This is a genomic window from Streptomyces cyaneus, from assembly GCF_004028635.1.
GTDB lineage: Bacteria > Actinomycetota > Actinomycetes > Streptomycetales > Streptomycetaceae > Streptomyces > Streptomyces cyaneus.
In genome coordinates this window covers 110,700-137,640 of sequence record NZ_ML138678.1, presented here as the reverse complement: position 1 = coordinate 137,640, position 26,941 = coordinate 110,700, and the positions used below count along the sequence as shown (strand labels likewise).

The 26,941-nt window shown below is 69.9% G+C and carries 23 protein-coding genes; 17 read left to right on the top strand and 6 right to left on the bottom strand.

What is annotated here, in order from left to right:
• Entirely contained in the window at positions 1-435 is a 435-nt protein-coding gene (nusB, locus tag EHO50_RS00600; protein WP_128427773.1) for a transcription antitermination factor NusB, read from the top strand.
• A 170-nt stretch (positions 436-605) separates the two neighbouring features.
• Here nusB and bldD read toward each other — a convergent pair whose 3' ends face one another.
• Positions 606-1,109 (bottom strand): transcriptional regulator BldD, encoded by a 504-nt coding sequence (bldD, locus tag EHO50_RS00595; protein WP_004002691.1) that lies wholly within the window; start codon positions 1,107-1,109, stop codon positions 606-608.
• A gap of 254 nt (positions 1,110-1,363) precedes the next feature.
• On the opposite strand from bldD, the gene pyrR reads away from it, so the two are divergent.
• The 13 genes from pyrR (at position 1,364) to metK (ending at position 15,719) form a co-directional block, all read left to right on the top strand.
• Positions 1,364-1,933 carry a bifunctional pyr operon transcriptional regulator/uracil phosphoribosyltransferase PyrR gene (pyrR, locus tag EHO50_RS00590; RefSeq protein WP_128427770.1) on the top strand — a complete coding sequence of 190 codons (570 nt, stop codon included), beginning with the start codon at positions 1,364-1,366 and terminating at the stop codon, positions 1,931-1,933.
• Positions 1,934-2,011: 78 nt separating this feature from the next.
• On the top strand, positions 2,012-2,992 hold the full coding sequence (locus tag EHO50_RS00585) for an aspartate carbamoyltransferase catalytic subunit (RefSeq protein WP_128427767.1): 981 nt from the start codon (positions 2,012-2,014) through the stop codon (positions 2,990-2,992).
• 5 nt (positions 2,993-2,997) lie between these two features.
• The gene (locus EHO50_RS00580) at positions 2,998-4,284 is read left to right on the top strand and encodes a dihydroorotase (protein WP_128427765.1); all 1,287 of its coding nucleotides are present in this window, start codon (positions 2,998-3,000) and stop codon (positions 4,282-4,284) included.
• A complete protein-coding gene (locus EHO50_RS00575) occupies positions 4,281-4,868 on the top strand; it encodes a PH-like domain-containing protein (RefSeq protein WP_181449532.1) in 588 nt (195 codons plus the stop codon). Before EHO50_RS00580 ends, EHO50_RS00575 begins: the two co-directional genes overlap by 4 nt.
• The gene (gene carA / locus EHO50_RS00570; protein WP_128427762.1) at positions 4,865-6,022 is read left to right on the top strand and encodes a glutamine-hydrolyzing carbamoyl-phosphate synthase small subunit; all 1,158 of its coding nucleotides are present in this window, start codon (positions 4,865-4,867) and stop codon (positions 6,020-6,022) included. Before EHO50_RS00575 ends, carA begins: the two co-directional genes overlap by 4 nt.
• Entirely contained in the window at positions 6,015-9,323 is a 3,309-nt protein-coding gene (gene carB / locus EHO50_RS00565; RefSeq protein WP_128427759.1) for a carbamoyl-phosphate synthase large subunit, read from the top strand. Before carA ends, carB begins: the two co-directional genes overlap by 8 nt.
• Before the next feature lie 51 nt (positions 9,324-9,374).
• Complete coding sequence (locus EHO50_RS00560) at positions 9,375-10,490, top strand: quinone-dependent dihydroorotate dehydrogenase (protein ID WP_128427757.1); 1,116 nt, start codon at positions 9,375-9,377, stop codon at positions 10,488-10,490.
• Positions 10,487-11,332 (top strand): orotidine-5'-phosphate decarboxylase, encoded by an 846-nt coding sequence (gene pyrF, locus EHO50_RS00555; protein ID WP_128427754.1) that lies wholly within the window; start codon positions 10,487-10,489, stop codon positions 11,330-11,332. The genes EHO50_RS00560 and pyrF overlap by 4 nt, the downstream gene beginning before the upstream one ends.
• A gap of 320 nt (positions 11,333-11,652) precedes the next feature.
• The gene (locus tag EHO50_RS44475; RefSeq protein ID WP_003977346.1) at positions 11,653-11,976 is read left to right on the top strand and encodes an integration host factor; all 324 of its coding nucleotides are present in this window, start codon (positions 11,653-11,655) and stop codon (positions 11,974-11,976) included.
• A 59-nt stretch (positions 11,977-12,035) separates the two neighbouring features.
• Positions 12,036-12,593, top strand: a complete 558-nt coding sequence (gene gmk / locus EHO50_RS44470) for a guanylate kinase (protein ID WP_128427752.1) — start codon at positions 12,036-12,038, stop codon at positions 12,591-12,593.
• 84 nt (positions 12,594-12,677) lie between these two features.
• On the top strand, positions 12,678-12,950 hold the full coding sequence (rpoZ, locus tag EHO50_RS00540; RefSeq protein WP_003988945.1) for a DNA-directed RNA polymerase subunit omega: 273 nt from the start codon (positions 12,678-12,680) through the stop codon (positions 12,948-12,950).
• Positions 12,951-13,068: 118 nt separating this feature from the next.
• Positions 13,069-14,271: a bifunctional phosphopantothenoylcysteine decarboxylase/phosphopantothenate--cysteine ligase CoaBC gene (gene coaBC / locus EHO50_RS00535; RefSeq protein ID WP_128427749.1), complete on the top strand. Its 1,203-nt coding sequence runs from the start codon at positions 13,069-13,071 to the stop codon at positions 14,269-14,271.
• A gap of 239 nt (positions 14,272-14,510) precedes the next feature.
• Positions 14,511-15,719 (top strand): methionine adenosyltransferase, encoded by a 1,209-nt coding sequence (gene metK / locus EHO50_RS00530; protein ID WP_128427747.1) that lies wholly within the window; start codon positions 14,511-14,513, stop codon positions 15,717-15,719.
• Positions 15,720-15,782: 63 nt separating this feature from the next.
• Here the strand turns inward: metK and EHO50_RS00525 are convergent, their stop codons facing one another.
• From EHO50_RS00525 to EHO50_RS00510, 4 genes are read right to left on the bottom strand one after another with little or no spacing between them, the layout of a single operon-like run.
• Positions 15,783-16,889 carry a hypothetical protein gene (locus EHO50_RS00525; RefSeq protein WP_128427745.1) on the bottom strand — a complete coding sequence of 369 codons (1,107 nt, stop codon included), beginning with the start codon at positions 16,887-16,889 and terminating at the stop codon, positions 15,783-15,785.
• Complete coding sequence (locus tag EHO50_RS00520; RefSeq protein WP_128427743.1) at positions 16,886-18,790, bottom strand: hypothetical protein; 1,905 nt, start codon at positions 18,788-18,790, stop codon at positions 16,886-16,888. The genes EHO50_RS00525 and EHO50_RS00520 overlap by 4 nt, the downstream gene beginning before the upstream one ends.
• Positions 18,787-19,500 (bottom strand): toll/interleukin-1 receptor domain-containing protein, encoded by a 714-nt coding sequence (locus EHO50_RS00515; protein WP_128427741.1) that lies wholly within the window; start codon positions 19,498-19,500, stop codon positions 18,787-18,789. Before EHO50_RS00515 ends, EHO50_RS00520 begins: the two co-directional genes overlap by 4 nt.
• A 56-nt stretch (positions 19,501-19,556) precedes the next feature.
• Complete coding sequence (locus EHO50_RS00510) at positions 19,557-20,864, bottom strand: helix-turn-helix domain-containing protein (RefSeq protein WP_128427738.1); 1,308 nt, start codon at positions 20,862-20,864, stop codon at positions 19,557-19,559.
• A 332-nt stretch (positions 20,865-21,196) separates the two neighbouring features.
• On the opposite strand from EHO50_RS00510, the gene EHO50_RS00505 reads away from it, so the two are divergent.
• Positions 21,197-23,353, top strand: a complete 2,157-nt coding sequence (locus EHO50_RS00505) for a primosomal protein N' (protein WP_128427735.1) — start codon at positions 21,197-21,199, stop codon at positions 23,351-23,353.
• Between the two features lie 218 nt (positions 23,354-23,571).
• On the opposite strand, the gene EHO50_RS00500 is transcribed toward EHO50_RS00505, so the two are convergent.
• Positions 23,572-24,114: a hypothetical protein gene (locus EHO50_RS00500; RefSeq protein WP_128427732.1), complete on the bottom strand. Its 543-nt coding sequence runs from the start codon at positions 24,112-24,114 to the stop codon at positions 23,572-23,574.
• A gap of 316 nt (positions 24,115-24,430) precedes the next feature.
• Between EHO50_RS00500 and fmt the strand changes: the two genes are divergently transcribed.
• Positions 24,431-25,363: a methionyl-tRNA formyltransferase gene (gene fmt / locus EHO50_RS00495; protein WP_128427729.1), complete on the top strand. Its 933-nt coding sequence runs from the start codon at positions 24,431-24,433 to the stop codon at positions 25,361-25,363.
• A gap of 136 nt (positions 25,364-25,499) precedes the next feature.
• Positions 25,500-26,936, top strand: coding sequence for an RsmB/NOP family class I SAM-dependent RNA methyltransferase (locus EHO50_RS00490; protein WP_128427727.1), 1,437 nt, complete (start codon positions 25,500-25,502; stop codon positions 26,934-26,936).
• Positions 26,937-26,941 lie beyond the last annotated feature (5 nt).

The following is a 26,941-nucleotide window of genomic DNA, read 5'->3' as shown; positions in this document are numbered from 1 at the left end:
GTGGCTGCCCGCAACACGGCCCGCAAGCGCGCCTTCCAGATCCTCTTCGAGGGCGACCAGCGCGGGGCCGACGTCCTGACGGTCCTCGCGGACTGGATCCGGCTCTCCCGGGCCGACACCCGGCAGCCGCCGGTGAGCGAGTACACGATGCAGCTGATCGAGGGCTACGCGCAGCACGCGCAGCGCATCGACGAGCTGATCGCGCAGTACTCGGTCGGCTGGACGCTCGACCGGATGCCGGTCGTGGACCGCAACATCCTGCGCCTCGGCGCGTACGAGCTGATCTGGGTCGACGAGACCCCGGACGCGGTCGTCCTCGACGAGATGGTGCAGCTGGCGAAGGAGTTCTCCACGGACGAGTCGCCCTCGTTCGTCAACGGGCTGCTCGGCCGGCTCAAGGACCTGAAGCCCTCGCTGCGCCGGGATGAGGCGTAAGCAGGGAAAATCGCCGGAGGGCCCGCAGCGGTGGCGCTGCGGGCCCTCCGGCATTCCGGTACGACTACGCCCCACGAGGCCCTCAGAACGCCGCCGGGGTGGCCGGAACCCTAAAGTTCCGGCCACCCCGGCGGCACGTTTCTGCGAACTGGGTCGAACCCCTGGAGTGCTCAGCTCTCCTCGGCGTGGGAGACGGCGCGGCGCGCGTCCGCGTCCAGCACACCCCAGCTGATCAGCTGCTCGGTGAGGACCGAGGGGGACTGGTCGTAGATGACGGCGAGTGTGCGCAGGTCGTCCTGGCGGATCGAGAGCACCTTGCCGTTGTAGTCACCGCGCTGCGACTGGATGGTCGCCGCATAGCGCTGCAGCGGACCCGCCTTCTCGGCCGGCACGTGGGCAAGCCGCTCCAGGTCCAGGACCAGCTTCGGCGGCGGCTCGGCGGCGCCGCCCGGCGTGGTGCCCGGCAGCAGTTCCTGCACCGGAACGCCGTAGAAATCCGCCAGCTCCGCGAGGCGCTGCACGGTCACGGCGCGGTCGCCGCGCTCGTACGAACCGACCACGACGGCCTTCCAGCGTCCCTGGGACTTTTCCTCGACACCGTGGAGGGAAAGGCCCTGCTGGGTGCGGATGGCCCGGAGCTTGGCCCCGAGCTGTTTGGCGTATTCGCTGGACATATAGCTCCCCGGACACTGTGTCGACGCGACTGGCTTGGGTTCCATGCCGCGCAGTTGGTAACTCACTGTGAGGTTACGCAGCGTTACTCTGGCGCGGCAAGCCGAATGGTCCACACCGACGCTTCCGTGCTATCGGTGGCCGATTGGGCCAAGGGGGTGAATGAGGGTGCCTCCCCGGCCTGCTACGGTAGATGGCGCAAACCAGACGTCCTTTAAGGTCCGTCCCGTGAGGCGGAGAAGGAGGTCCTTTTCGTATGGACAAGCAGCAGGACGCGCAAGCGTCCGATGCCCGGCCCGTCCTCGAAGGCCCTGACATCGCGCGGGTCTTGACCCGCATCGCCCATGAGATCGTCGAGCGCGCCAAGGGCGCCGACGACGTGGTGCTCCTCGGCATTCCGACCCGCGGCGTCTTCCTCGCCCAGCGGCTCGCCGCCAAGCTCGAGCAGATCACCGAGCGCAAGGTCCCGGTCGGCTCGCTCGACATCACCATGTACCGCGACGACCTGCGCATGCACCCGCCGCGTGCGCTGGCCCGCACCGAGATCCCCGGTGACGGCATCGACGGCCGCCTCGTCGTCCTCGTCGACGACGTCCTCTTCTCCGGGCGCACCATCCGTGCCGCTCTCGACGCCCTGAACGACATCGGCCGTCCGCGCGCGGTCCAGCTCGCGGTCCTCGTCGACCGAGGCCACCGCGAACTGCCCATCCGCGCCGACTACGTCGGCAAGAACCTCCCCACGTCGCTGCGGGAGACGGTCAAGGTCCAGCTCGCCGAGGAGGACGGTCGCGACACCGTACTGCTCGGCGCCAAGCAGACCCAGTAGCAAGTCGGCGGGGACGCCTCCCTTCGGCGTGCCCGGACCTGCCCGTAATCTCCCGAACTGCCTTACGGAGCCTGACAGATGCAGCGTCATCTCATCTCGGCCGCCGACCTCACCCGCGACGACGCCGTCCTGATCCTCGACACCGCCGAGGAGATGGCCCGGGTCGCCGACCGGCCGATCAAGAAACTGCCGACCCTGCGCGGCCGCACCGTCGTGAACCTCTTCTTCGAGGACTCCACGCGCACGCGTATCTCCTTCGAGGCCGCGGAGAAGCGCCTCTCCGCGGACGTCATCAACTTCACCGCCAAGGGTTCGAGCGTGTCCAAGGGCGAGTCCCTGAAGGACACCGCCCAGACCCTGGAGGCCATGGGCGTCGACGCCGTCGTCATCCGGCACGGCGCCTCCGGAGCCCCGTACCGCCTCGCCAACTCCGGCTGGATCGACGCGGCCGTCATCAACGCCGGCGACGGCACCCATCAGCACCCCACCCAGGCCCTGTTGGACGCCTTCACCATGCGGCGGCGACTCGTCGGGCGGGACGCCGGGATAGGGCAGGACCTCGACGGCAGGCGCATCACGATCGTCGGCGACGTCCTGCACAGCCGGGTCGCCCGCTCCAACGTCGACCTGCTGCACACCCTCGGCGCCGAGGTCACCCTCGTCGCCCCGCCGACCCTCGTGCCGGTCGGCGTCGAGACCTGGCCCTGCGAGGTGTCGTACGACCTCGACAGCACGCTGCCCAAGTCCGACGCGGTGATGATGCTGCGCGTGCAGCGTGAGCGCATGAACGCCGCGTTCTTCCCGACCGAGCGCGAGTACTCGCGGCGCTACGGCCTCGACGGCGACCGCATGGCCAAGATGCCCGAGCACGCCATCGTGATGCACCCCGGCCCGATGGTCCGCGGCATGGAGGTCACCGCCGAGGTCGCCGACTCCGAGCGCTGCACCGTCGTCGAGCAGGTCGCAAACGGAGTGTCCATCCGGATGGCCGTTCTGTATCTGCTGCTCGGGGGCAACGAACCCGCCCTCACCCCCGCCCGTACCACCGAGGAGAAGTAAGACAGATGAGCAAGATCCTGATCCGTGGTGCGAAGGTGCTCGGCGGCGAGCCGCAGGACGTGCTGATCGACGGCTCCGTCATCGAGGCCGTGGGCAGCGGGCTGTCCGCCGAGGGCGCCCAGGTCGTCGAGGCGGCGGGCAAGGTGCTGCTGCCGGGCCTGGTCGACCTGCACACCCATCTGCGTGAGCCCGGGCGCGAGGACTCCGAGACCGTGCTGACCGGCACGCGCGCGGCGGCCGGCGGCGGCTACACGTCCGTGTTCGCCATGGCCAACACCTTCCCCGTCGCCGACACGGCCGGTGTCGTCGAGCAGGTCTACCGGCTCGGCCAGGAGCACGGTTACTGCGATGTGCAGCCCATCGGTGCCGTGACCGTCGGCCTGGAGGGCAAGAAGCTCGCCGAGCTGGGCGCCATGCACGAGTCGGCCGCGGGCGTCACCGTCTTCTCCGACGACGGCAAGTGCGTCGACGACGCCGTGATGATGCGCCGGGCGCTGGAGTACGTGAAGGCCTTCGGCGGCGTCGTCGCCCAGCACGCGCAGGAGCCGCGGCTGACCGAGGGCGCCCAGATGAACGAGGGTGTCGTCTCCGCCGAGCTGGGGCTCGGTGGCTGGCCCGCGGTGGCCGAAGAATCGATCATCGCCCGGGATGTCCTGCTGGCCGAGCACGTCGGCTCCCGCGTGCACATCTGTCACCTGTCGACCGCAGGCTCCGTCGAGATCGTGCGCTGGGCCAAGTCCCGGGGCATCGACGTCACCGCCGAGGTCACCCCGCACCACCTCCTCCTCACCGACGAGCTGGTGCGGACGTACAACCCGGTCTACAAGGTGAACCCGCCGCTGCGTACCGAGCGCGATGTGCTGGCCCTGCGCGAGGCGCTCGCCGACGGCACGATCGACATCGTGGCCACCGACCACGCCCCGCACCCGCACGAGGACAAGGACTGTGAGTGGGCCGCGGCCGCCATGGGCATGGTCGGCCTGGAGACCGCGTTGTCGGTGGTGCAGGAGACCATGGTGGACACCGGGCTCCTCACCTGGGCCGGGGTCGCCGAGCGCATGTCCTTCAAGCCCGCCGAGATCGGGCAGGCGAAGGGGCACGGCCGCCCCGTCTCGGCTGGTGAGCCCGCCAACCTCACGCTCGTCGACACGGAATACCGTGGGTCCGTGGACCCCGCGGGCTTCGCCTCGCGCAGCCGCAACACTCCGTACGAGGGACGTGAGCTGCCGGGCCGTGTGACGCACACGTGGCTCCGGGGCAAGGCCACGCTCGTCGACGGGAAGCTCACGTGACACCTGCAACACTGCTCGCAGCCGGCACCGGACTCGCGGTCGAAGAGAAGTCGGCCGAAGTGACCGACTGGGCCGCCCGCATCGGCTGGGTCGTCGGACTCCTCCTCTTCGTCGCGCTCGTCTACTGGCTGATGCGCGAGGGCTGGAAGTGGCGCGGCACGCTCCAGGGCGACCTGCCCGAGCTGCCCAGCGCGCCGGACGACCCCGGCCCGGCCAGACTGAGCATGAGCGGCCGCTACCACGGCTCGACCACCGCCGGTCAGTGGCTGGACCGCATCGTGGCGCACGGCCTGGGCACCCGCAGCCGGGTCGAGCTCACGCTGACGGACGCGGGACTGGACGTCGTACGCCCCGGGGCGCCCGACTTCTTCGTCCCGGCCGCACAGCTGCGTGAGGCCCGGCTCGACAAGGGCATCGCCGGCAAGGTCCTCACCGAGGGCGGTCTGCTGGTCGTGACATGGGCGCACGGCGAGCGGCTGATCGACTCCGGGTTCCGTTCGGACCACGCGGCCGAGCACAACGAGTGGGTCGACCTCATTAACTCCATGATCAACACCAACAGCACGGAAGGCGCCGAACGATGACGACCTCCATCCAGGGGACCGCCTCGCAGAGGCACAAGGCGGCTCCCGCCGTACTCGTCCTGGAGGACGGCCGCATGTTCCGCGGCCGCGCCTACGGGGCCGTGGGGGTGACCTTCGGCGAGGCCGTGTTCTCCACCGGCATGACCGGCTACCAGGAGACCCTCACCGACCCGTCGTACCACCGCCAGGTCGTCGTGATGACCGCCCCGCACGTCGGCAACACCGGCGTCAACGACGAGGACCCGGAGAGCAAGCAGATCTGGGTCGCCGGGTACGTCGTGCGCGACCCCGCGCGCGTGCCCTCCAACTGGCGCTCCCGGCGCTCGCTGGACGACGAGCTGCGCCACCAGGGCGTCGTCGGGATCTCCGGCATCGACACGCGCGCGTTGACGCGTCACCTGCGTGAGCGCGGCGCCATGCGCGTCGGCATCTTCTCCGGCAACGCGCTGCCCGACGAGGGCACCATGCTCGCCGAGGTCCGCCAGGCACCTGAGATGAAGGGCGCCGACCTCTCCGCCGAGGTGGCCACGAAGGAGGCGTACGTCGTCCCGGCGATCGGCGAGAAGAAGTTCACCGTCGCCGCCGTCGACCTCGGTATCAAGGGCATGACCCCGCACCGGATGGCCGAGCGGGGCATCGAGGTGCACGTGCTGCCCGCGACGGCGAGCGTCGAGGACGTCTACGCCGTCAACCCGGACGGCGTGTTCTTCTCCAACGGCCCGGGCGACCCGGCCACCGCCGACCACCCGGTCTCCGTCATGCAGGCGGTCCTGGAGCGCGGCACCCCGCTCTTCGGCATCTGCTTCGGCAACCAGATCCTGGGCCGCGCGCTCGGCTTCGGCACCTACAAGCTGAAGTACGGCCACCGAGGCATCAACCAGCCGGTGCAGGACCGCACGACCGGCAAGGTCGAGGTCACCGCGCACAACCACGGCTTCGCCGTGGACGCCCCGCTCGACAAGGTCTCCGAGACCCCCTACGGCCGCGCCGAGGTCTCCCACGTCTGCCTCAACGACAACGTGGTGGAGGGCCTCCACCTCCTCGACAAGCCGGCCTTCAGCGTCCAGTACCACCCCGAAGCGGCAGCGGGCCCGCACGACGCCGCCTACCTGTTCGACCGCTTCGTATCCCTGATGGAGGGCCAGCGTGCCTAAGCGCACCGATATCCAGTCCGTCCTGGTCATCGGCTCCGGCCCGATCGTCATCGGCCAGGCCGCCGAGTTCGACTACTCCGGCACCCAGGCGTGCCGCATCCTGCGCGCCGAGGGCCTGCGGGTCATCCTCGTGAACTCCAACCCGGCGACGATCATGACCGACCCGGAGATCGCCGACGCCACCTACGTCGAGCCGATCACCCCGGAGTTCGTCGAGAAGATCATCGCCAAGGAGCGCCCGGACGCCCTGCTGCCCACCCTGGGCGGCCAGACGGCCCTCAACACGGCCATCTCGCTGCACGAGGCGGGCACGCTCGAGAAGTACGGCGTCGAGCTGATCGGCGCCAATGTCGAGGCCATCAACAAGGGCGAGGACCGCGACCTGTTCAAGGAGGTCGTCGAGGCCGTACGACAGAAGATCGGCCACGGCGAGTCCGCGCGCTCGGTCATCTGCCACTCCATGGACGACGTCCTCGCGGGCGTCGAGACGCTCGGCGGCTACCCGGTCGTCGTCCGCCCGTCCTTCACCATGGGCGGCGCCGGCTCCGGCTTCGCGCACGACGAGGAGGAGCTGCGCCGCATCGCCGGCCAGGGCCTCACGCTCTCGCCGACCACCGAGGTGCTCCTGGAGGAGTCCATCCTCGGCTGGAAGGAGTACGAGCTGGAGCTGATGCGCGACAAGCACGACAACGTCGTGGTCGTCTGCTCCATCGAGAACTTCGACCCCATGGGCGTGCACACCGGTGACTCGATCACCGTCGCGCCCGCGATGACGCTCACCGACCGCGAGTACCAGACCCTGCGCGACATCGGCATCGCCGTCATCCGCGAGGTCGGCGTCGACACCGGCGGCTGCAACATCCAGTTCGCGGTGAACCCCGAGGACGGTCGCGTGATCGTCATCGAGATGAACCCGCGCGTGTCGCGTTCTTCGGCCCTCGCCTCCAAGGCGACCGGCTTCCCGATCGCCAAGATCGCCGCCAAGCTCGCCGTGGGCTACACCCTCGACGAGATCCCGAACGACATCACGCAGGAGACCCCGGCCTCCTTCGAGCCGACGCTCGACTACGTGGTCGTCAAGGCCCCGCGGTTCGCCTTCGAGAAGTTCCCGCAGGCCGACTCCACGCTGACCACCACCATGAAGTCGGTCGGCGAGGCCATGGCCATCGGCCGCAACTTCACCGAGGCCTTCCAGAAGGCGCTGCGCTCGCTGGAGAAGAAGGGCAGCCAGTTCACCTTCGTCGGCGAGCCCGGCGACAAGGCCGAGCTGCTGCGCGAGGCCGTACGGCCCACCGACGGCCGTATCAACGCGGTCATGCAGGCCATCCGCGCGGGCGCCACGCCCGAGGAGGTCTTCGAGTACACGAAGATCGACCCCTGGTTCGTCGACCAGCTCTTCCTCATCAAGGAGATCGCCGACGAGCTCGCCGAGGCGCCGGAGCTCACCCCCGAGCTGCTCGCCGAGGCCAAGCGGCACGGCTTCTCCGACCAGCAGATCGGCGAGATCCGCGGGCTGCGCGAGGACGTCGTGCGCGAGGTGCGGCACGCGCTGGGCATCCGCCCGGTCTACAAGACGGTCGACACCTGTGCCGCCGAGTTCGCGGCCAGGACGCCGTACTTCTACTCCTCGTACGACGAGGAGACGGAGGTCGCCTCGCGTGAGAAGCCGGCCGTCATCATCCTGGGCTCCGGCCCGAACCGCATCGGCCAGGGCATCGAGTTCGACTACTCCTGCGTCCACGCCTCCTTCGCGCTGAGCGACGCCGGGTACGAGACCGTGATGGTCAACTGCAACCCGGAGACCGTCTCCACGGACTACGACACCTCCGACCGCCTGTACTTCGAGCCGCTGACGCTGGAAGACGTGCTGGAGATCGTCCACGCCGAGCAGCAGGCCGGTCCCGTCGCGGGTGTCGTCGTGCAGCTCGGCGGCCAGACCCCGCTGGGTCTTTCGCAGGCGCTGAAGGACAACGGCGTACCGATCGTCGGTACGTCCCCCGAGGCCATCCACGCCGCCGAGGACCGCGGCGCGTTCGGGCGCGTGCTCGCCGAGGCAGGCCTACCGGCCCCCAAGCACGGAACCGCGACCACCTTCGCCGGTGCCAAGGCCATCGCCGACGAGATCGGGTACCCGGTCCTGGTGCGGCCGTCGTACGTGCTCGGCGGGCGCGGCATGGAGATCGTGTACGACGAGACCCGGCTGGAGTCCTACATCGCCGAGTCGACCGAGATCAGCCCCTCGCGGCCGGTCCTCGTCGACCGGTTCCTGGACGACGCGATCGAGATCGACGTCGACGCCCTCTACGACGGCGAGGAGCTCTACCTCGGCGGCGTCATGGAGCACATCGAGGAGGCCGGCATCCACTCCGGCGACTCGGCGTGCGCCCTGCCGCCGATCACGCTGGGCGGCTTCGACATCAAGCGCCTGCGGGCCTCCACGGAGGCCATCGCGAAGGGCGTCGGGGTCCGCGGCCTGATCAACATCCAGTTCGCGATGGCCGGCGACATCCTGTACGTCCTGGAGGCCAACCCGCGCGCGTCCCGTACGGTTCCCTTCACCTCGAAGGCGACCGCGGTGCCGCTGGCGAAGGCCGCCGCCCGGATCTCGCTGGGCGCGACCATCGCCGAACTGCGCGCCGAGGGACTCCTCCCGGCGAACGGCGACGGCGGCGAGCTCCCGCTCGACGCGCCGATCTCCGTCAAGGAGGCCGTCATGCCGTGGTCGCGGTTCCGCGACATCCACGGGCGCGGCGTCGACACGGTCCTCGGCCCGGAGATGCGCTCCACGGGTGAGGTCATGGGCATCGACTCCGTCTTCGGCACGGCGTACGCCAAGTCGCAGGCGGGCGCCTACGGTCCGCTGCCCACCAAGGGCCGCGCCTTCATCTCGGTCGCCAACCGCGACAAGCGATCGATGATCTTCCCGGCGCGTGAACTGGTCGCCCATGGCTTCGAGTTGCTCGCCACGTCCGGCACCGCCGAGGTCCTCAAGCGCAACGGCATCAACGCCACGGTCGTGCGCAAGCAGTCCGAGGGCACCGGCCCCAACGGTGAGAAGACCATCGTCCAGCTCATCCACGACGGCGAGGTCGACCTCATCGTCAACACCCCGTACGGCACCGGCGGCCGCCTCGACGGCTACGACATCCGTACGGCGGCCGTGGCGCGCTCGGTGCCCTGCCTGACCACGGTCCAGGCACTCGCCGCCGCCGTCCAGGGCATCGACGCCCTCAACCACGGTGATGTGGGCGTCCGTTCGCTCCAGGAACACGCGGAACACCTGACCGCGGCCCGCGACTAGCAGCCCTGAGGGGGACACCGGAAACGGTGTCCCCCTCTTCATGAGGGAATCATGTACAAGATCTTCTTCAATCTCGTCTTCAAACGAATGGACCCCGAGAAGGCCCACTACCTGGCCTTCCGCTGGATCCGACTCGCCGTCAGGATCCCCGTGCTGCGCACCTTCGTCGCCGCCGCGCTCGCGCCCCGCTACAAGGAGCTGCGCACGGAGGCCTTCGGGCTGCGCATGCACGGCCCCTTCGGCCTCGCCGCCGGCTTCGACAAGAACGCCGTCGCCATCGACGGGATGTCGATGCTGGGCTTCGACCACGTCGAGATCGGCACGGTGACGGGGGAGGCGCAGCCGGGCAACCCCAAGCAGCGGCTGTTCCGGCTCGTGAAGGACCGGGCGCTGATCAACCGCATGGGCTTCAACAACGAGGGCTCGCTGGCCGTCGCGGCCCGTCTGGCCTCCCGTAGGCCCCTGTTCAAGACCGTCGTGGGCGTCAACATCGGCAAGACCAAGGTCGTCCCGGAGGCGGAGGCCGTCGGCGACTACGTGAAGTCGACCGAGCGGCTGGCGCCGTACGCCGACTACCTGGTGGTCAACGTCTCCTCGCCGAACACGCCAGGCCTGCGGAACCTCCAGGCCACCGAGGCGCTGCGGCCGCTGCTGACGGCCGTGCGCGAGGCCGCTGACCGTATTGTCGCGAACCGCCGTGTCCCGCTCCTGGTGAAGATCGCGCCCGACCTCGCCGACGAGGACGTGGACGCGGTCGCCGACCTGGCCGTCGAGCTGGGCCTGGACGGGATCATCGCCACGAACACCACGATCGCGCGCGAGGGGCTCGGTTTGAAATCCGAATCCTCCCTGGTGAAGGAGACCGGCGGTCTCTCCGGCGCGCCCCTGAAGGCGCGCTCCCTGGAGGTGCTGCGGCGCCTGTACGCGCGCGTGGGCGACCGGATCACCCTCGTGGGCGTCGGCGGCGTCGAGAACGCCGAGGACGCCTGGCAGCGGATCCTGGCGGGCGCCACGCTGGTCCAGGGATACAGCGCCTTCATCTATGAGGGGCCCTTCTGGGGTCGCGCCATCCACAAGGGGCTGGCCGCGCGCCTGCGCACCAGCCCGTACGCCACCCTCGCCGACGCGGTCGGCGCCGACGTCAGGAAGGCCGAGGAAGCCGCATGACTGCTCTGGAACCCTTCGGTGCACGCCTCCGCCGCGCGATGGACGAGCGTGGCCCGCTGTGCGTCGGAATCGACCCGCACGCGTCCCTGCTCGCCGAGTGGGGCCTGAACGACGACGTGGCCGGCCTGGAGCGGTTCAGCCGGACGGTCGTCGAGGCGATGGCCGACCGGGTCGCCGTGCTCAAGCCGCAGAGCGCGTTCTTCGAGCGCTTCGGGTCCCGTGGCATCGCGGTGCTGGAGAAGTCGGTGGAGGAGGCGCGGGCGGCCGGTGCGCTGGTCGCGATGGACGCCAAGCGCGGCGACATCGGCTCGACCATGGCCGCGTACGCCGAGTCCTTCCTGCGGAAGGACTCCCCGCTGTTCTCGGACGCGTTGACGGTCTCGCCGTATCTCGGCTACGGGTCGCTGTCGCCGGCGATCGCGCTCGCGCGCGAGAGCGGCACCGGTCTGTTCGTGCTCGCGCTGACCTCGAACCCGGAGGGCGGCGAGGTCCAGCACGCGATCCGCGCGGACGGCCGGAACGTCGGCGCGACGATGCTGGGGCACCTGGCTGTCGAGAACGCGGGGGAGGAGCCTCTGGGTTCCTTCGGGGCCGTCGTCGGAGCCACACTCGGCGACCTGTCGACTTACGACCTCGACATCAACGGTCCGCTCCTCGCGCCCGGCATCGGAGCACAGGGAGCAACCCCGGCCGATCTTCCCCGGGTCTTCGGTGCTGCGGTACGCAACGTCGTCCCGAATGTCAGCCGGGGTGTGCTGCGGCACGGACCCGACGTCGTCGCGTTGCGTGACGCGGCGTCACGCTTCGCTGAGGAGATCCGAGCGGCTGTGTCGGTCGACTGACTGTCGTCAGAGACGTTCGAGTCGCTCGCGTCAGTCCTCCGATGAGTGGCCCGGGGGCGACTTGAGTCTGAATACATCCTCAAATCCGGGGCATTATGTCCTAAATGTCTGGCCTGACGGAGGCTGACCAGGACTTTTCCGCTGTTCTCGCTGACTCTGGCGGACTTGGCCGCTAGTCTCCGACGAGTGGGGACACCTCCCACACTCCTAAAGCAGTGGGGGAGAACGGGCAGCGTGTTGCTCGTAGCTCCCCAGGTGTGGGGCGACTAGGTTCCTCACCGGTCCGTATCCGACAGTTCAACATCCGAGGTGACGTAGGCGTGGCTCTTCCGCCCCTTACCCCTGAACAGCGCGCAGCCGCGCTCGAAAAGGCCGCCGCGGCTCGCCGGGAGCGGGCCGAGGTCAAGAATCGACTCAAGCACTCCGGCGCCTCCCTTCACGAGGTCATCAAGCAGGGCCAGGAGAACGACGTCATCGGCAAGATGAAGGTCTCCGCCCTGCTCGAGTCCCTGCCGGGCGTGGGCAAGGTCCGCGCCAAGCAGATCATGGAGCGACTCGGCATCTCCGAGAGCCGCCGCGTGCGTGGCCTCGGTTCGAACCAGATCGCTTCCCTGGAGCGTGAGTTCGGCAGCACCGGCTCCTGAGTCCGGGTACTCCGGACCGGGAGTCCCGGGCACTCCGGGATTGCTGGAATAATCGCTGCATGAGTGAACGTCCGCGACTGACCGTGCTCTCCGGCCCCTCCGGGGTCGGCAAGAGCACGGTCGTCGCCCATATGCGCAAGGAACACCCCGAGGTCTGGCTCTCGGTGTCGGCGACGACCCGCAAGCCGCGTCCCGGCGAGCGGCACGGAGTCCACTACTTCTTCGTCACCGACGACGAGATGGACAAGCTGATCGCCAACGGCGAGCTGCTGGAGTGGGCCGAGTTCGCCGGTAACCGTTACGGCACGCCGCGTGCGGCTGTGCTGGAGCGGCTGGAGGCGGGTGAGCCGGTGCTCCTGGAGATCGACCTCCAGGGCGCCCGGCAGGTCCGCGAGTCCATGGCCGAGGCTCAGCTGGTGTTCCTGGCTCCTCCCTCCTGGGAGGAGCTCGTGCGCAGACTCACCGGACGTGGCACCGAGCCGCCCGAGGTGATCGAGCGCCGCCTGGACGCGGCGAAGATCGAGCTGGCGGCCGAGCCGGAGTTCGATGTGACCTTGGTCAACACCTCCGTCGAGGACGTGGCGCGCGAGCTGCTAGCCTTGATGGACGTTGTGTGATCGTGATTGATCGTTGAAGCTTGGCCGTTTCGCTCAGGCTTGATCATTCACACTGAATCTTTCCCATCCATCGGAAGGTAGAGCGTGTCCTCTTCCATCTCCGCGCCCGAGGGCATCATCAACCCGCCGATCGACGAGCTCCTCGAGGCCACCGACTCGAAGTACAGCCTCGTGATCTACGCGGCCAAGCGGGCCCGCCAGATCAACGCGTACTACTCGCAGCTCGGCGAGGGCCTCCTCGAGTACGTCGGTCCGCTCGTCGACACCCACGTCCACGAGAAGCCGCTCTCGATCGCCCTGCGCGAGATCAACGCGGGTCTGCTGACGTCCGAGGCCGTCGAGGGCCCGGCGCAGTAAGTAGTATTTTCAGCTTTGAGCTGGCTTTTCCACAGGCCCGGCAGCGTGACTGTCGGGCCTGTGGTGTGTCATGGAGTCGTCGGTTCGAGTCGTCGGTTCAACGAGTGGGAGGCCCGCGGTGGACAAGCCCAAGGTCGTTCTGGGGGTCAGCGGTGGCATCGCCGCATACAAGGCCTGTGAGCTGCTGCGCAGACTCACGGAGTCCGGGCATGACGTCCGGGTCGTGCCCACCGCCTCCGCGCTGCACTTCGTCGGGGCCGCCACCTGGTCCGCCCTGTCCGGCCACCCCGTCTCGACGGAGGTCTGGGACGACGTCCACGAGGTTCCGCACGTGCGCATCGGCCAGCAGGCCGACCTGGTGGTCGTCGCACCGGCCACGGCCGACATGCTCGCCAAGGCCGCGCACGGCCTCGCCGACGACCTGCTGACCAATACCCTGCTCACCGCCCGCTGCCCGGTCGTCTTCGCGCCCGCCATGCACACCGAGATGTGGGAACACCCGGCCACGCAGGAGAACGTGGCGACGCTGCGCCGCCGCGGCGCCGTCGTCATCGAGCCCGCCGTCGGCCGCCTCACCGGCGTCGACACGGGCAAGGGCCGACTGCCCGAGCCTGCGGAGATCTTCGAGGTCTGTCGCCGGGTCCTGGCCCGGGGCGCCACCGAGCCGGACCTCAAGGGCCGGCACGTCGTCGTGAGCGCCGGCGGCACCCGCGAGCCCCTCGACCCGGTCCGCTTCCTCGGCAACCGCTCCTCCGGCAAGCAGGGCTACGCCCTCGCCCGCACCGCCGCCGCCCGCGGCGCCCGTGTCACGCTGCTGGCGGCGAACACCGGGCTGCCCGACCCGGCGGGCGTGGACGTCGTGCAGGTCGGTACGGCCGTACAGCTGAGGGAAGCGGTCCTCAAGGCGTCCGCGGACGCCGACGCGGTGGTGATGGCGGCGGCGGTCGCGGACTTCCGCCCGGCCACGTACGCCGCCGGAAAGATCAAGAAGAAGGACGGTCAGGACCCGGAGCCCATCGTCATGGTGCGGAATCCGGACATCCTCGCGGAGATCTCGACCGACCGCGCCCGCCCCGGCCAGGTGATCGTCGGCTTCGCCGCCGAGACGGACGACGTCATGGCCAACGGCCGCAAGAAGCTGGCACGCAAGGGGTGCGACCTCCTGGTGGTGAACGAGGTGGGCGAGCGCAAGACCTTCGGCTCGGAGGAGAACGAAGCGGTCGTTCTGGGCGCCGACGGCAGCGAGACCCCCGTACCGCACGGGCCCAAGGAGGCCTTGGCCGAAATTGTGTGGGACCTGGTGGCGCGGCGACTGGGGTGAATGTTTGATGCGCTGCGGGCTTCTGTCGAGCCTTGCTCGATTCGGGTGTGGCGCCCCTGGCCAAGGGCGTGTGGCATTGGGCAGAATGCCCGTGCCGCAGGTCACAGCGCTCCCGAGAGGCGAGACGGGGGGCCTGTAGCCGAACGCGACAGATAAACTGTCCTCGGACGACGCCGGGCGCAGCCCCCGTCCCGTCCGCCAATGATCAGCCAGCAGCCGCTGCAACCACAGGGAGCGTTGTGTCCCGTCGCCTGTTCACCTCGGAGTCCGTGACCGAGGGTCACCCCGACAAGATCGCTGACCAGATCAGCGACACCATTCTCGACGCGCTTCTGCGCGAGGACCCGACCTCTCGGGTCGCCGTCGAGACCCTGATCACGACCGGCCTGGTGCACGTGGCCGGAGAGGTTACGACCAAGACGTACGCGGACATCGCGACGCTGGTCCGCAACAAGATCCTCGAGATCGGCTACGACTCCTCGAAGAAGGGCTTCGACGGCGCCTCCTGCGGCGTCTCCGTCTCGATCGGCGCCCAGTCGCCGGACATCGCGCAGGGCGTGGACACGGCCTACGAGTCCCGGGTCGAGGGCGACGAGGACGAGCTGGACCGCCAGGGCGCCGGTGACCAGGGCCTGATGTTCGGTTACGCCTCGGACGAGACGCCGACCCTGATGCCGCTGCCGATCTTCCTGGCGCACCGCCTGTCCAAGCGCCTCTCCGAGGTCCGCAAGAACGGCACGATCCCCTACCTGCGCCCGGACGGCAAGACGCAGGTCACCATCGAGTACGACGGCGACAAGGCGGTCCGCCTGGACACGGTCGTGGTCTCCTCGCAGCACGCGAGCGACATCGACCTCGACTCGCTCCTCGCGCCCGACATCCGGGAGTTCGTGGTCGAGCCCGAGCTGAAGGCCCTCCTCGACGACGGCATCAAGCTGGACACCGAGAACTACCGTCTCCTGGTCAACCCCACCGGCCGCTTCGAGATCGGCGGTCCGATGGGTGACGCGGGCCTGACCGGCCGGAAGATCATCATCGACACCTACGGCGGCATGGCCCGCCACGGCGGCGGTGCGTTCTCCGGCAAGGACCCGTCCAAGGTGGACCGCTCGGCGGCGTACGCGATGCGCTGGGTCGCCAAGAACGTCGTCGCCGCGGGCCTGGCCTCCCGCTGCGAGGTGCAGGTGGCGTACGCGATCGGCAAGGCCGAGCCGGTCGGCCTGTTCGTCGAGACCTTCGGCACGGCCAAGATCGACGCCGAGAAGATCGAGAAGGCCATCGACGAGGTCTTCGACCTGCGCCCGGCCGCGATCATCCGCGACCTGGACCTGCTCCGCCCGATCTACGCCCAGACCGCGGCCTACGGCCACTTCGGCCGTGAGCTGCCGGAGTTCACGTGGGAGCGGACGGACCGGGTGGAGGCGCTGCAGAAGGCTGTGGGGCTGTAAGGCCTGACGCCCCGGTTTCTGACGAGGCCCGGTTCCCTTCGGGGGGCCGGGCCTCGGCGCTCGTCAGACGTCGTACGGCTGGTCGGTGTCGTCCTCGGGTTGGTGAACCGGTCCGGTGCCGTTCGCATGCGGAGGCGCCTGACTGCCGCCGAAACGACGACGTATCTCCTCGGCGGTCACCGTGTCCCGGGAGGCGATCGCATCCGCGACCTGATCGGCGATGAGCGCGCCCTCGTCCTCGCCGGGGCGGAATCCGACCTGTCGGAAGAAGTCGGAGAAGACGTCCGCAGGAGTGACGGCGCGGTCCTCGAAGGGGGGCTCCGGCCCGATGTGCCGAGCCGTTGCCCAGTCCGGCTCCGGGGGAGACGGAAACGCCTCCGGGACCAGGTAACGGAAGGGTTCGTCGACCTCCCGGTCGTTCGCCGCCGAGGAGAGCCTGGCCAAGAGGCCGATGTCCTTGACGGTCTTCTCGACGTGGTCGTCGTTCTTCGCCAGCCACCACACGACCGCGCTGCCGGTGCTCGTGAGCACGTCGTCGCCCAGGTACTCGCGCTTGTTCTGCTCGTACTTGCGCTGGTGTTCCCACACGGCCTCGTCCTTGCGGATCGCCGCCAACCTGTCCAGCCGTTCCTGGTCCTCTTCATCGAGGGTGAGTTCGACTTCCAGGGCCATGGCGTGCAGATAGCCGTCGCGGTCCGGCTCCATGACGCCCAGTGCGGCGTTGAGCTGATGCTGGACGAGAGAGCTTCTGAAGGGGTGCATGGCGGACGTGATCCGTCCGGCGCGGGCGAGTACCGACTCCACGGCCAACGCGCCCGGGTTGATCAGCTGGTCGCTTGCCATGGGGTCGACCGGGATCCAGCGGACTCGGGCCGAGAACAGGAAGTCGTAGTCGGCCTCGCCGCTGGGCAGCGGGATCCGGCTCACGTACTGCTCCTGACGTTCCACGGGTGGGGGAGCAGGCTGCTCGATCAGGGATCCGGGCGGGAACGGATCGCGCTTGCGGGCTCGGATCGCCGAGTACGTCGCGATGGACCATGCGGCGAGGAGCACCGCGCTCGCGCTCAGCCACATCCACAGGGGCCAGCGCAGTGTCAGCCCGAGGATGAGGACGAGCAGTGCGCTGATCAGGCTGAGGAAGGCCGAGACGGTCTTCTGGCCGGAGCTCATGACGGGGACACCTCCGGGTCGGGCGCCGGCCGTGTGAAGCGGGCGCGCTGTGCGGTGTTGATCGATTGCAGGAGGCGGGAAGCCAGTCCGGGTGAGACATTGCGGCGGGCATCGGCGTAGATACGGCTGAGCACCGGATAGCGCGCGTCGGACGCGTCCACGAGGATGTTCAGGGCCGCTTCCACAAGGGCTTCGCCGTCGACCTGGTCCGCTGTGGCCAGCCAGTTTGCGGTGCATCGAGTCCAGCGCTGCGGGGTGAGCAGCTCGAAGGCCATGCGCCAGCAGGTAGTGAGCCATTCCCGCGTCGGTGCAGCGAGCAGGAAGTTGTCGGGGAACCCCGCGAGGTCCAGGAACAGATCCGCGTCGGCGCGGTGGTACCGCTCGGATTGTGCGGTGGCCAGCCTGGCGAGCAGACGCCGTTGCAGTCGGACATCCTGACTCACGTAGTCGAGCAGGGCCCGGCGGGCCACGACACCTGGGTGCGGCTCGTTGCGGGCGAGATGGTGGAGTCGTACGAGTGCGGGTTCCGGGTGGTGGATCGACATCACCTTTGTGCAGACCTCGACCAGAACTTCGCGTAGATGCTTCGGGGGCCTCCCGGTGCTCCAGGTGTAGATCTTCGATCGGAACTCGGCGTCCCACTGCTCGTGTTCGACACCGCGTTGGAGGACGTGGGCGGCAGCTAGTACCTCGGTCGTGCGGTGTGCCGAGTCCTGCGTCCACTGCTCGACGAGGGCGGTGAGCCGTTCGGACTCGCCCGTGCTCAGGCACAGGTCGGTGAATCGGACCACGAGGTTCGCCAGGTCCGTCTCGTCCAGATCCCGCAGCCTCACGGCCTGCTTCAGCCAGGTGCTCAGCGGCTCCCGAACGTCGGGCAGGTTGGCCCAGAAGTAGTCACGCGCGGTCTCCGCGAAGTGTGGCTGAGTGAAGCGCACCCGTGAGTCCGAGCCCAGTTCGGCTCCGACTGTCTCCAGCCGTACGGAAAGGCTCTTGTGTTCCAGGAGCGGGCGGTCGTCATGGGCCGAACCCGCCTCCTGCACGAGGAGGTTCGTCGCGCGGTGCACGACCTCGGCCCGTGCGCCCTCCAGCATGGCCGCGGTGAGGAACAGGGCACGTTCTCTGCCCTTGCGCACTCGTCGTAGAGCCTCGGCTACGTCACTTGTACGGTCCGTCTGAGCCGCGAGGGCGGCTTCGCACCACGCGGCGAAGTCGCCGTGTCCACGGGCAGCCGCAATACGCTCGGCCAGCCGGGCCAGATCGCGCATGGGAGGGGCGGTGTCCAGGTACGTGTGCAAGGCGGAGGGAGCCAGATCACGGACGTTCCCCTCGACTTCGGCGAGCCACAGATGCCGGTTCACGGCTTCCCATGTGTTCGGCCGGCCGATCTTCCTACTGAACTGCGAGAACTGGGGGGAGAGTTGCTCCCTTGACTGATGGGGCAGCACGATCGCGAGGAACGCGCCCTTGCGGAGGACCTCATGGCGGAATCCGGACAGTTCCGAGTGGACGGCCTGCCATGTCCGGTCGTCCGCCGAGGACAGGTCGAGGAGCATCCGGTCGCGCCCACCGACGAGGTCGGGGGAGAGCCAGCGCCCTGAAGGCGTCTCGGGCTTCTCCGGCGTGAGTTCGTGGTACGTGCCTCCGTCGCGCGGGAGCTCGCACAGGAGGACTTGTGCCGCCGAACTCCTGCCGCTGCCGGGTTCCCCGTGCACGATGACGGTGTGCTCGCCCACCAGGACGTCGTATGCGTCATTGATGCCGGGCGGGCGCGCGAATTGGCGCTGCAGGTTGATGAGTTGGTCCTCGGCGACACGGCGGGGCGTGACCTTGGGCGTCTTCAGGAGGGGCGGGTCCCCGAAGTAGTTGTGGACGGTGTAGCTGTCGCCGTTCCGGTCGCTCACTTCTCTTCGTCCTCCTCCGGACGCGAGCGCCCGAAGTTCTGCCGGATGCCGCCTGCGTTGCCGCCCTGGAAATAGTTGCCGCCGTCGCCCATGCGCACGTTGCTCGGGCCGATGTGCACCGGGCCATGAGCCTCCCGGACGGCACTGACGTCGCCGTTGACCGTGCTCCCTTGAACGGACGCTCCGTAGACGTCACCAGTCGTGTTGTGGTTCGAGGCCGAGGACGGCTGTTCCGTGGACGCCTCTCGGTCGGCCGCGGCGAGTTCCGGCACGAGCTTCGCCAAGGTGTCCCCGATCTGCTTCAGGTCGTACTCCTTGTTCTGGTGGTCGTAGCGCAGGCTCTGGCAGTCCGCGAGCTTCCTCAGCGGCGCAGGGAGATCGTCCTTCGCGGGGCGTTCGGTCCTGCGGCCTATCAGGACGGGAATGACGCGGATGTCACACAGGAACGCCTCCTGGATCTCCCTGCGCACCCAGTCGCCGTCGCTCTGCAACGCCTCGTGCCCGATCCAGCCCGGGCCGATCAGGGCCAGCAGCACTCCGCTGCGCCGCACACCGTGGATCAGATGTCCGTCGAAGGGCGTCCCGGGCGGGATCGACTTGCTGGCGTAGTAGATCCGCTCCTTCCCGAACCGTGCGGACAAGGCTTCCTCGATGGTGGCGGCGGCCTGGTGGCCGTCGCCGGTGCGGTAGTTGATGAAGACGTCGGGCATGGCAAATCGGCCTCTCTGTAGGTAAGGGCGCAGGACGGGAACGCGAAATGCGTGGCTCAGGGAGCTGGGGCGAGGACCGCGGTGAGACGTGAGGCGACGGTCAGGTACGACCGGTTGCGGGGATGGCGGGACAACGTGCGCGACAGACGGCGCAGGTCCGTTGCGACGGTCGCGGACGACACGTTCACGGCGAGCGGAAGTAGCTGCTCGGTGAGCCGGCAGGCATGGTCGATCTCTCCGGCCAGAGCGTGTGCGAGGGCGCGGCGGACGCCGTAGCGGACTTGGGTGCGCCAGGCGTCGGGGGGTAGTCGTGCGCACTCACGGTCGAGGATTTCGGATGCCGCCTGTGGCCTGCCGAGGTCGACCAGGGACCAGCCGGTGATCATGGGGACGGGGTCGATGAGGTGCGTCGTGCCCAGGACCGGGGCTCCGGGGGCCGGGCCAGGGTCCTTGGCGAGGAGTGTGCGCGCTCGGTCCAGGCTGTGCATACAGGCGTCATGGTCGCCGGCGAGCGCGTGGCCCTGTGCCTCGCGCTGGGCGGCCAGGCCTCGGATGCGCGGAGGGAGACGGTCGGAGCGCGCGCCCTCGGCCAGGGCGACGGTGTCGTCGGGCTCTCCGCGGTAGTACGTGATCAGTGCTCGGCGTACCAGGGCGTACGACGCCAGATCCTGGTCGCCGGAAGCCTCGGCCAGGTCCACGGCATGGGCGGTCCAGCGCAGTGCGCCGTTCTCGTCGCCCGCCTCCTGGGACAGCCAGCCCGTGTACTCGGCGAAACGCGCGGCAAGGGCGAGCAGTTCACGGCCCGGCCGGGAGCCCGTCCGCGAGGCGAGCGCACGCAGTGCACACGTCTGTTCGGCCACGACGGGAAGCAGCACGCTCGGGGGCGACATCTGGCCGAGGCGGCGGTACTGGTCCAGCAGGGCGCGGTGGACGCTCAACAGGGGCTCGCCGGGGACCGTGACGTCGAATGCCGGTGTGTCGGGGAACCGGGTGCCGGCCGCCATCAGGTCATCGGTGTGTCCGACCGCCAGGATCGCCGCGGCTCCCACGGCCATCACTTGTCGACGTGACGGAGAAGCCGGGGACCTCGGGGGCTCCGCGGGATCCTCGTCCAACCGGGGCGCGGTACCTGCGGTATCCCTCTGCGGCCGTGCCGGGGCCAGGGCGGCGAGAGTGCCGTGTGCGCCGAGTGCGGCGTCGCACAGGCGGGCCAGTTCGGGGGAAGGGCGCTTGCGACCCGTCTCGATCTTGCTGAGCTGCCCTTTGCTGTAGTGCACCGCGGATGCGAGCTGCGCCAGTGTGAGTCCGCCCGCGATGCGCAGACGCCGTAACTCCGCGCCGAACACAGGTGGCTGCTCCAGCACCTGAACCCCCCTTGAGTCGACGTCCCTGTTCACTCGGGCCGTCCGGTCACCTCAGCGTCGGCCTGGTGAACGACTCGAGCAAGGCGGGCCGCGGAGTTTCCCGTTTCCAGTTCTGATACCGGGCCGGAGGGTGCCGGAAAGCGTGGCTCGAAGTCGGCGGCTGAAACGATCACGGAAATGGCCGACGAGTCGCGCTTGCGGATTCGTACGCTGATGATCTCCCGGTCCGACGGCGGGCGGTGTGGCCGAATGGTCCGTGCAGAGTGCGCTCCGCTGCCGTGGAGGAGCTCCGGCGCCGTCGGTTGTCAGTGGTGTTTGGTAAGAATGCAAGCGTGAGCAGCGAGAACGGGCAGATGGGTGGTGGGGCCGAGGGGGCGCCGCCCGAGCAGCTTGCGCTTATTCGGGAGAGTGTGCGGAAGGCCAAGGTGCCCAAGGCCAAGCCGCGGACGTGGCGGGGGGCCGCGCTGGCCAAGGAGTTGCCCGTGGCGCGGGTGCTGGTCGACAAGGGGGTGCTGCATCTTGATCGGTACTTCGACTATGCCGTGCCGGAGGAGCTCGACGCCGATGCGCAGCCCGGGGTGCGGGTGCGGGTGCGGTTCGGGGCCGGGCGGCACCGGGTGCGGGAGGGGCGGCGTGAGGGCGGGGGGCTCATCGACGGGTTCCTGGTCGAGCGGGTTGCCGAGTCCGACTACTCGGGGCCCCTTGCGGCGCTCGCGCAGGTCGTGTCGCCTGAGCGGGTGTTGAGCGAGGAGCTGCTGGGGCTCGCTCGGGCCGTTGCCGATCGGTATGCCGGTGGGCTTGCCGATGTGTTGCAGCTGGCCGTGCCGCCGCGCAGTGCGCGGGCCGAGCGGCGGGCTTCGCCGGAGGCACTTCCGGCTCCTGGTGCGCCCGAGGTGGGGTCCTGGGGGCGATATGAGCGGGGCGCCGTCTTTTTGGAGGCGCTGGCCTCCGGGGGTGCGCCGCGGGCCGTGTGGAATGCGCTGCCGGGGCCCGAGTGGAGTGAGGAACTGGCCCGAGCCGTCGTCGCGACGCTGGCTTCCGGGCGTGGTGCGCTGGTCGTCCTGCCGGACGGACGCGCCGTCGCGCGGGTCGATGCTGCCCTGACCGCCCTGATGGGGGCGGGGCGGCACGCGGTGTTGACCGCCGACGCCGGGCCCGAGAAGCGGTATCGGGAGTGGCTCGCGGTGCGGCGGGGGGCCGTGCGGGCGGTCGTGGGAACCCGGGCCGCCATGTTCGCACCGGTGCAGGACCTCGGGCTGGTCGCGCTGTGGGACGACGGCGACGACAGCCACAGCGAGCAGCATGCCCCGCAGCCTCATGCGCGAGAAGTGCTGTTGCTTCGGGCCGCGCAGGACAAGTGTGGATTTCTGCTGGGGAGTTGGAGCTGCACCGTCGAGGCCGCCCAGCTGGTGGAGAGCGGCTGGGCCCGGCCACTCGTCGCCGGCCGGGAGGGGGTACGGGGCGCGGCTCCGCTCGTACGGACCGTGGGGGACGCGGATCTTGCGCGGGACGAGGCCGCTCGAGCCGCTCGGCTGCCGACTCTCGCCTGGCAGGTGGTGAGGGAGGGGCTGCGGCAGGGCCCGGTCCTGGTGCAGGTGCCCCGGCGCGGGTACGTGCCGCGGATGGCCTGTGCCAACTGCCGGGCGCCCGCTCGGTGCCTGCACTGTGCCGGGCCCCTGGAGGCGCAGGGCTCGGGGGGCGATCTGCGGTGTGGGTGGTGCGGACGTGACGAGGGTGGCTGGCACTGTCCGGAGTGCGGAGGGTTCCGGTTGCGGGCTCAGGTGGTGGGGGCGCGGCGGACCGCCGAGGAGTTGGGGCGGGCCTTTCCCGCCGTTCCGGTGCGCACCTCCGGGCGGGAGCATGTGCTGGACACCGTGCCGGGCACGCCCTCGCTGGTCGTGAGCACGCCGGGGGCCGAGCCCGTCGCCGAGGGCGGATATGCGGCGGCCCTGCTGCTGGACGGCTGGGCCATGCTCGGGCGGCCCGATCTGCGGGCGGGGGAGGACGCGCTGCGCCGCTGGATCGCGGCTGCCTCGCTGGTACGGCCGCAGAGTGCCGGGGGGACCGTGGTCGTCGTTGCTGAGCCCACGCTGCGGCCTGTGCAGGCGCTGGTGCGGTGGGATCCCGTCGGGCATGCGGTGCGGGAGCTTGCCGAGCGGGCCGAGCTGGGGTTTCCGCCGGTGTCCCGGATGGCTTCCGTGGCCGCGCCGGGGGAAGCGGTCGCCGAGTTCCTCCGTACCGTCGAACTGCCGCCGGAAGCCGAGGTGTTGGGGCCAGTGCCGCTGCCCGTCACGGCGGCGGGGCGGCCCCGGCGCGTGGGGGCACCGCCGCCCGGGGAGCACTGGGACCGGGCGTTGATCCGGGTGCCGCCTGGGCGTGGGGCCGCGTTGGCTGCCGCGTTGAAGGCCGCGCAGGCGGCGCGGATGGCGCGGGCAGGTGGGGACGCGGTCGCGGTGCGGGTTCGGATTGATCCGCCTGACATCGGGTGACACTGCCTGCCGGGTGCCGGGTGCCGGGTGCCGGGTGCCGGGTGCCGGGTGTCTGGGGCCTGATGCCGGGTGCCTGGGGCTGGGGCCTGGTGCAGGGGTGCCGGGTGCATGATGCCGACCGTCCCCTAGATGATCCCTTGGCCATGAGTCCGGCTTTCCGGCTCCCGGCATGCCGCTGCCCTCCCGGTTGCGTTCCAGGAGGGCAGAGTGAGGGGACGTCAGCCGTTGCGCGGGCCGGGGAACGCCGTGGGTCGGGCCTCGTCTCGGAGAGCGGGGCTGCCGGCCGTCGGCTGTGTCGGCATGGAGCGGGCCGCGGGGACCGTCGGCACCGTGGGGAGGGCGGTGGTGACGTTGACCGTCCGGGATCCCGAAGGGTCGGTCGTCCGCTCGTTCTCCGCCGCCGACTGGGCGGCGGCGCGGCGGGCGCCGTAGCGGCGGTGGACCGCCTGCTTGGTGACGCCGAGGGCGGAACCCACCGCGTCCCAGGAGAAGCCGAGTGAGCGGTCGAAGTCCACGGCTGCCGTGACCAGGGTTTCGACACTGTCCCGCAGCTCCTGGGCGAGACGGACCGTCGGGGCGGGGGCGCGTCCGTAGACGACGAAGCCCGTGGAGGGGCCGGAGCGGCGCGGGCGGTAGACGTTGCCCAGCTGGGCGGTGAGCGTGCGCAGTGCGTCCACCTGCCGGCGGACCCGCTCGATGTCCCGCACCAGCAAGTGCAGGCTGGCCCGAGCCTGGGCGTCGTGGGTTGCGTGGTCGGCCATGAACAAGCCTCTCGAACCGGCGTATAAAAGGAGAGGGCCGCGGGTGCGGTGCGTGCGGCCCGTTGTGGTCAACTCTTTCTTGACCAACGCGGGAGTGCTCCGCGGGTCACGCAGTGGGGGCGTGTGGGCATATGCCTACGCCCCTGGGTGGGATGTACGCCGTCGGCGTCTTTCCGTGCGGGGGCCGATGCGTGATTGTCCGCGCGTAGGGGGGAGCGCGTGCGTTCGTCGTGCTGCCGACGTGAGCCCCCGCGCCCCGCCCCCATAGACTTGTGCGTTGCCCAACCAACCCCGCCCGAGAGGCCCGTACCCACCCATGAAGCTTGTCTTCGCCGGTACCCCCGAGGTCGCCGTTCCCGCACTGGACGCTCTGATCGCCTCCGGGCGGCACGAGGTGGCCGCCGTCGTCACGCGGCCCGACGCGCCGGCCGGGCGTGGGCGCAGGCTGGTGGCGAGTCCGGTGGCCGAGCGGGCCGTGGAGGCCGGGATCGAGGTGCTCAAGCCCGCCAAGCCGCGCGACCCCGAGTTCCTCGAGCGGCTCAGGGAGATCGCGCCCGACTGCTGTCCCGTCGTCGCCTACGGCGCCCTGCTGCCGCGCGTCGCCCTCGACATCCCGGCCCATGGCTGGGTCAACCTGCACTTCTCGCTGCTGCCCGCCTGGCGCGGTGCCGCTCCCGTGCAGCACGCCATCATGGCGGGCGACGAGATCACCGGGGCCTCCACCTTCCTCATCGAGGAAGGGCTCGACTCCGGGCCCGTCTACGGCACCGTCACCGAGCAGGTCCGGGCCACCGACACCAGCGGCGACCTGCTGACCCGCCTCGCCTTCGCGGGCGCCGGGCTGCTCGCCGCGACCATGGACGGGATCGAGGACGGCACGTTGAAGGCCGTACCGCAGCCGTCCGAGGGGGTCACCCTCGCACCCAAGGTCAACGTCGAGGACGCCCACATCGACTGGACCGCGCCCTCCCTGCGCGTCGACCGTGTCGTGCGCGGCTGCACCCCTGCCCCGGGTGCCTGGACCGTCTTCCGCGGCGAGCGGCTCAAGCTCATCCAGGTGCAGCCGGTGCCCGGGCGGGACGATCTCGCCCCCGGTGCGCTGATGGTCGGGAAGAACAACGTGTACGTCGGGACCGGGTCGTACGCCGTCGAGTTGCTGTGGGTGCAGGCTCAGGGCAAGAAGCCGATGCGGGCCGCGGACTGGGCGCGGGGCGTGCGGATCGGGGACGGGGAGATCCTCGGGGTCTGACCAGAGGGGCCTGGCCAATGGGCCATCGAGGCCTGACCGACGGGATGGCCTCGGGGCGTAACCAGCCGTACGCCTTGCCGGTGGTGCGACGTAGGCTGGTCGTACATCTCATCCAGCAATCCGGAGCACCTTTTTCGTGAGCGACACCTCCCGTCGGCCCCGCAAACCCGGCAAGCCCTACCGACGGCCCAAGAAGGACCCCGTCCGCGTTCTCGCCTTCGAGGCGCTGCGTGCCGTGGACGAGCGGGACGCCTACGCCAACCTCGTACTGCCGCCGCTGCTGCGGAAGGCCCGGGAGAAGGGCGACTTCGACGGGCGGGACGCCGCGCTCGCCACCGAGCTCGTGTACGGGACGCTGCGGCGGCAGGGGACGTACGACGCGGTCATCTCCGCGTGTGTGGACCGGCCGCTGCGTGAGGTCGACCCGCCGGTGCTCGATGTGCTCAGCCTCGGTGTGCATCAGCTGCTCGGGACGCGGATTCCGCCGCATGCCGCCGTGTCCGCGTCCGTGGAGCTCGCGCGTGTCGTGCTCGGTGACGGGCGGGCCAAGTTCGTCAATGCCGTGCTGAGGAAGGTCGCGCAGGACGATCTCGACGGGTGGATCCAGCGGGTCGCTCCGCCCTACGACGAGGATCCCGAGGACCATCTCTCCGTCGTGCACTCGCATCCGCGCTGGGTCGTCTCGGCGCTGTGGGACTCGCTCGGTGGTGGCCGGGCCGGCATCGAGCGGTTGCTGGAGGCCGACAATGAGCGGCCGGAGGTGACGCTGGTCGCGCGGCCGGGGCGCGCGACGACCGCGGAGCTGCTCGGTGAGGAGGCCGCTGTGCCGGGGCGGTGGTCGCCGTATGCGGTGCGGCTGGCCGAGGGCGGGGAGCCCGGTGCGATCGAGGCCGTACGGGAAGGGCGTGCGGGGGTGCAGGACGAGGGGAGTCAGCTGGTTGCGCTCGCCCTTGCCAATGCTCCGCTGGATGGGCCTGACAAGCGGTGGCTCGACGGGTGTGCCGGGCCCGGGGGAAAGGCGGCGCTGCTCGGGGCGTTGGCCGCCGAGCGGGGGGCCATGCTGCTCGCCTCGGAGAAGCAGCCGCATCGGGCGGGGCTCGTGGCCAAGGCTCTGGAGGGTAATCCGGGGCCCTATCAGGTCATCGCTGCGGATGGGACGCGGCCGGCCTGGCGGGACGGGAGTTTTGACCGGGTGCTGATGGATGTTCCGTGCACCGGGCTGGGGGCGTTGCGGCGGCGGCCGGAGGCGCGGTGGCGGCGGCGGCCGGAGGACCTGGAGGGGTTTGCGCCTCTGCAGCGGGGGTTGCTGCAGGTCGCGCTCGATTCTGTGCGGGTGGGCGGGGTGGTGGGGTACGCCACCTGTTCGCCGCATCTTGCTGAGACGCGGGCCGTTGTGGATGACGTGTTGAAGCAGCGGGCTGATGGTGAGCTGATCGATGCTCGGGCGTTGTTCCCCGGGGTGCCGGAGTTGGGGGAGGGGCCCGATGTGCAGTTGTGGCCTCATCTGCATGGGACGGATGCGATGTATTTGGCGTTGATTCGGAAGGTCCGGAGCGTTCAGAAGGTGGGGTGAGGCGG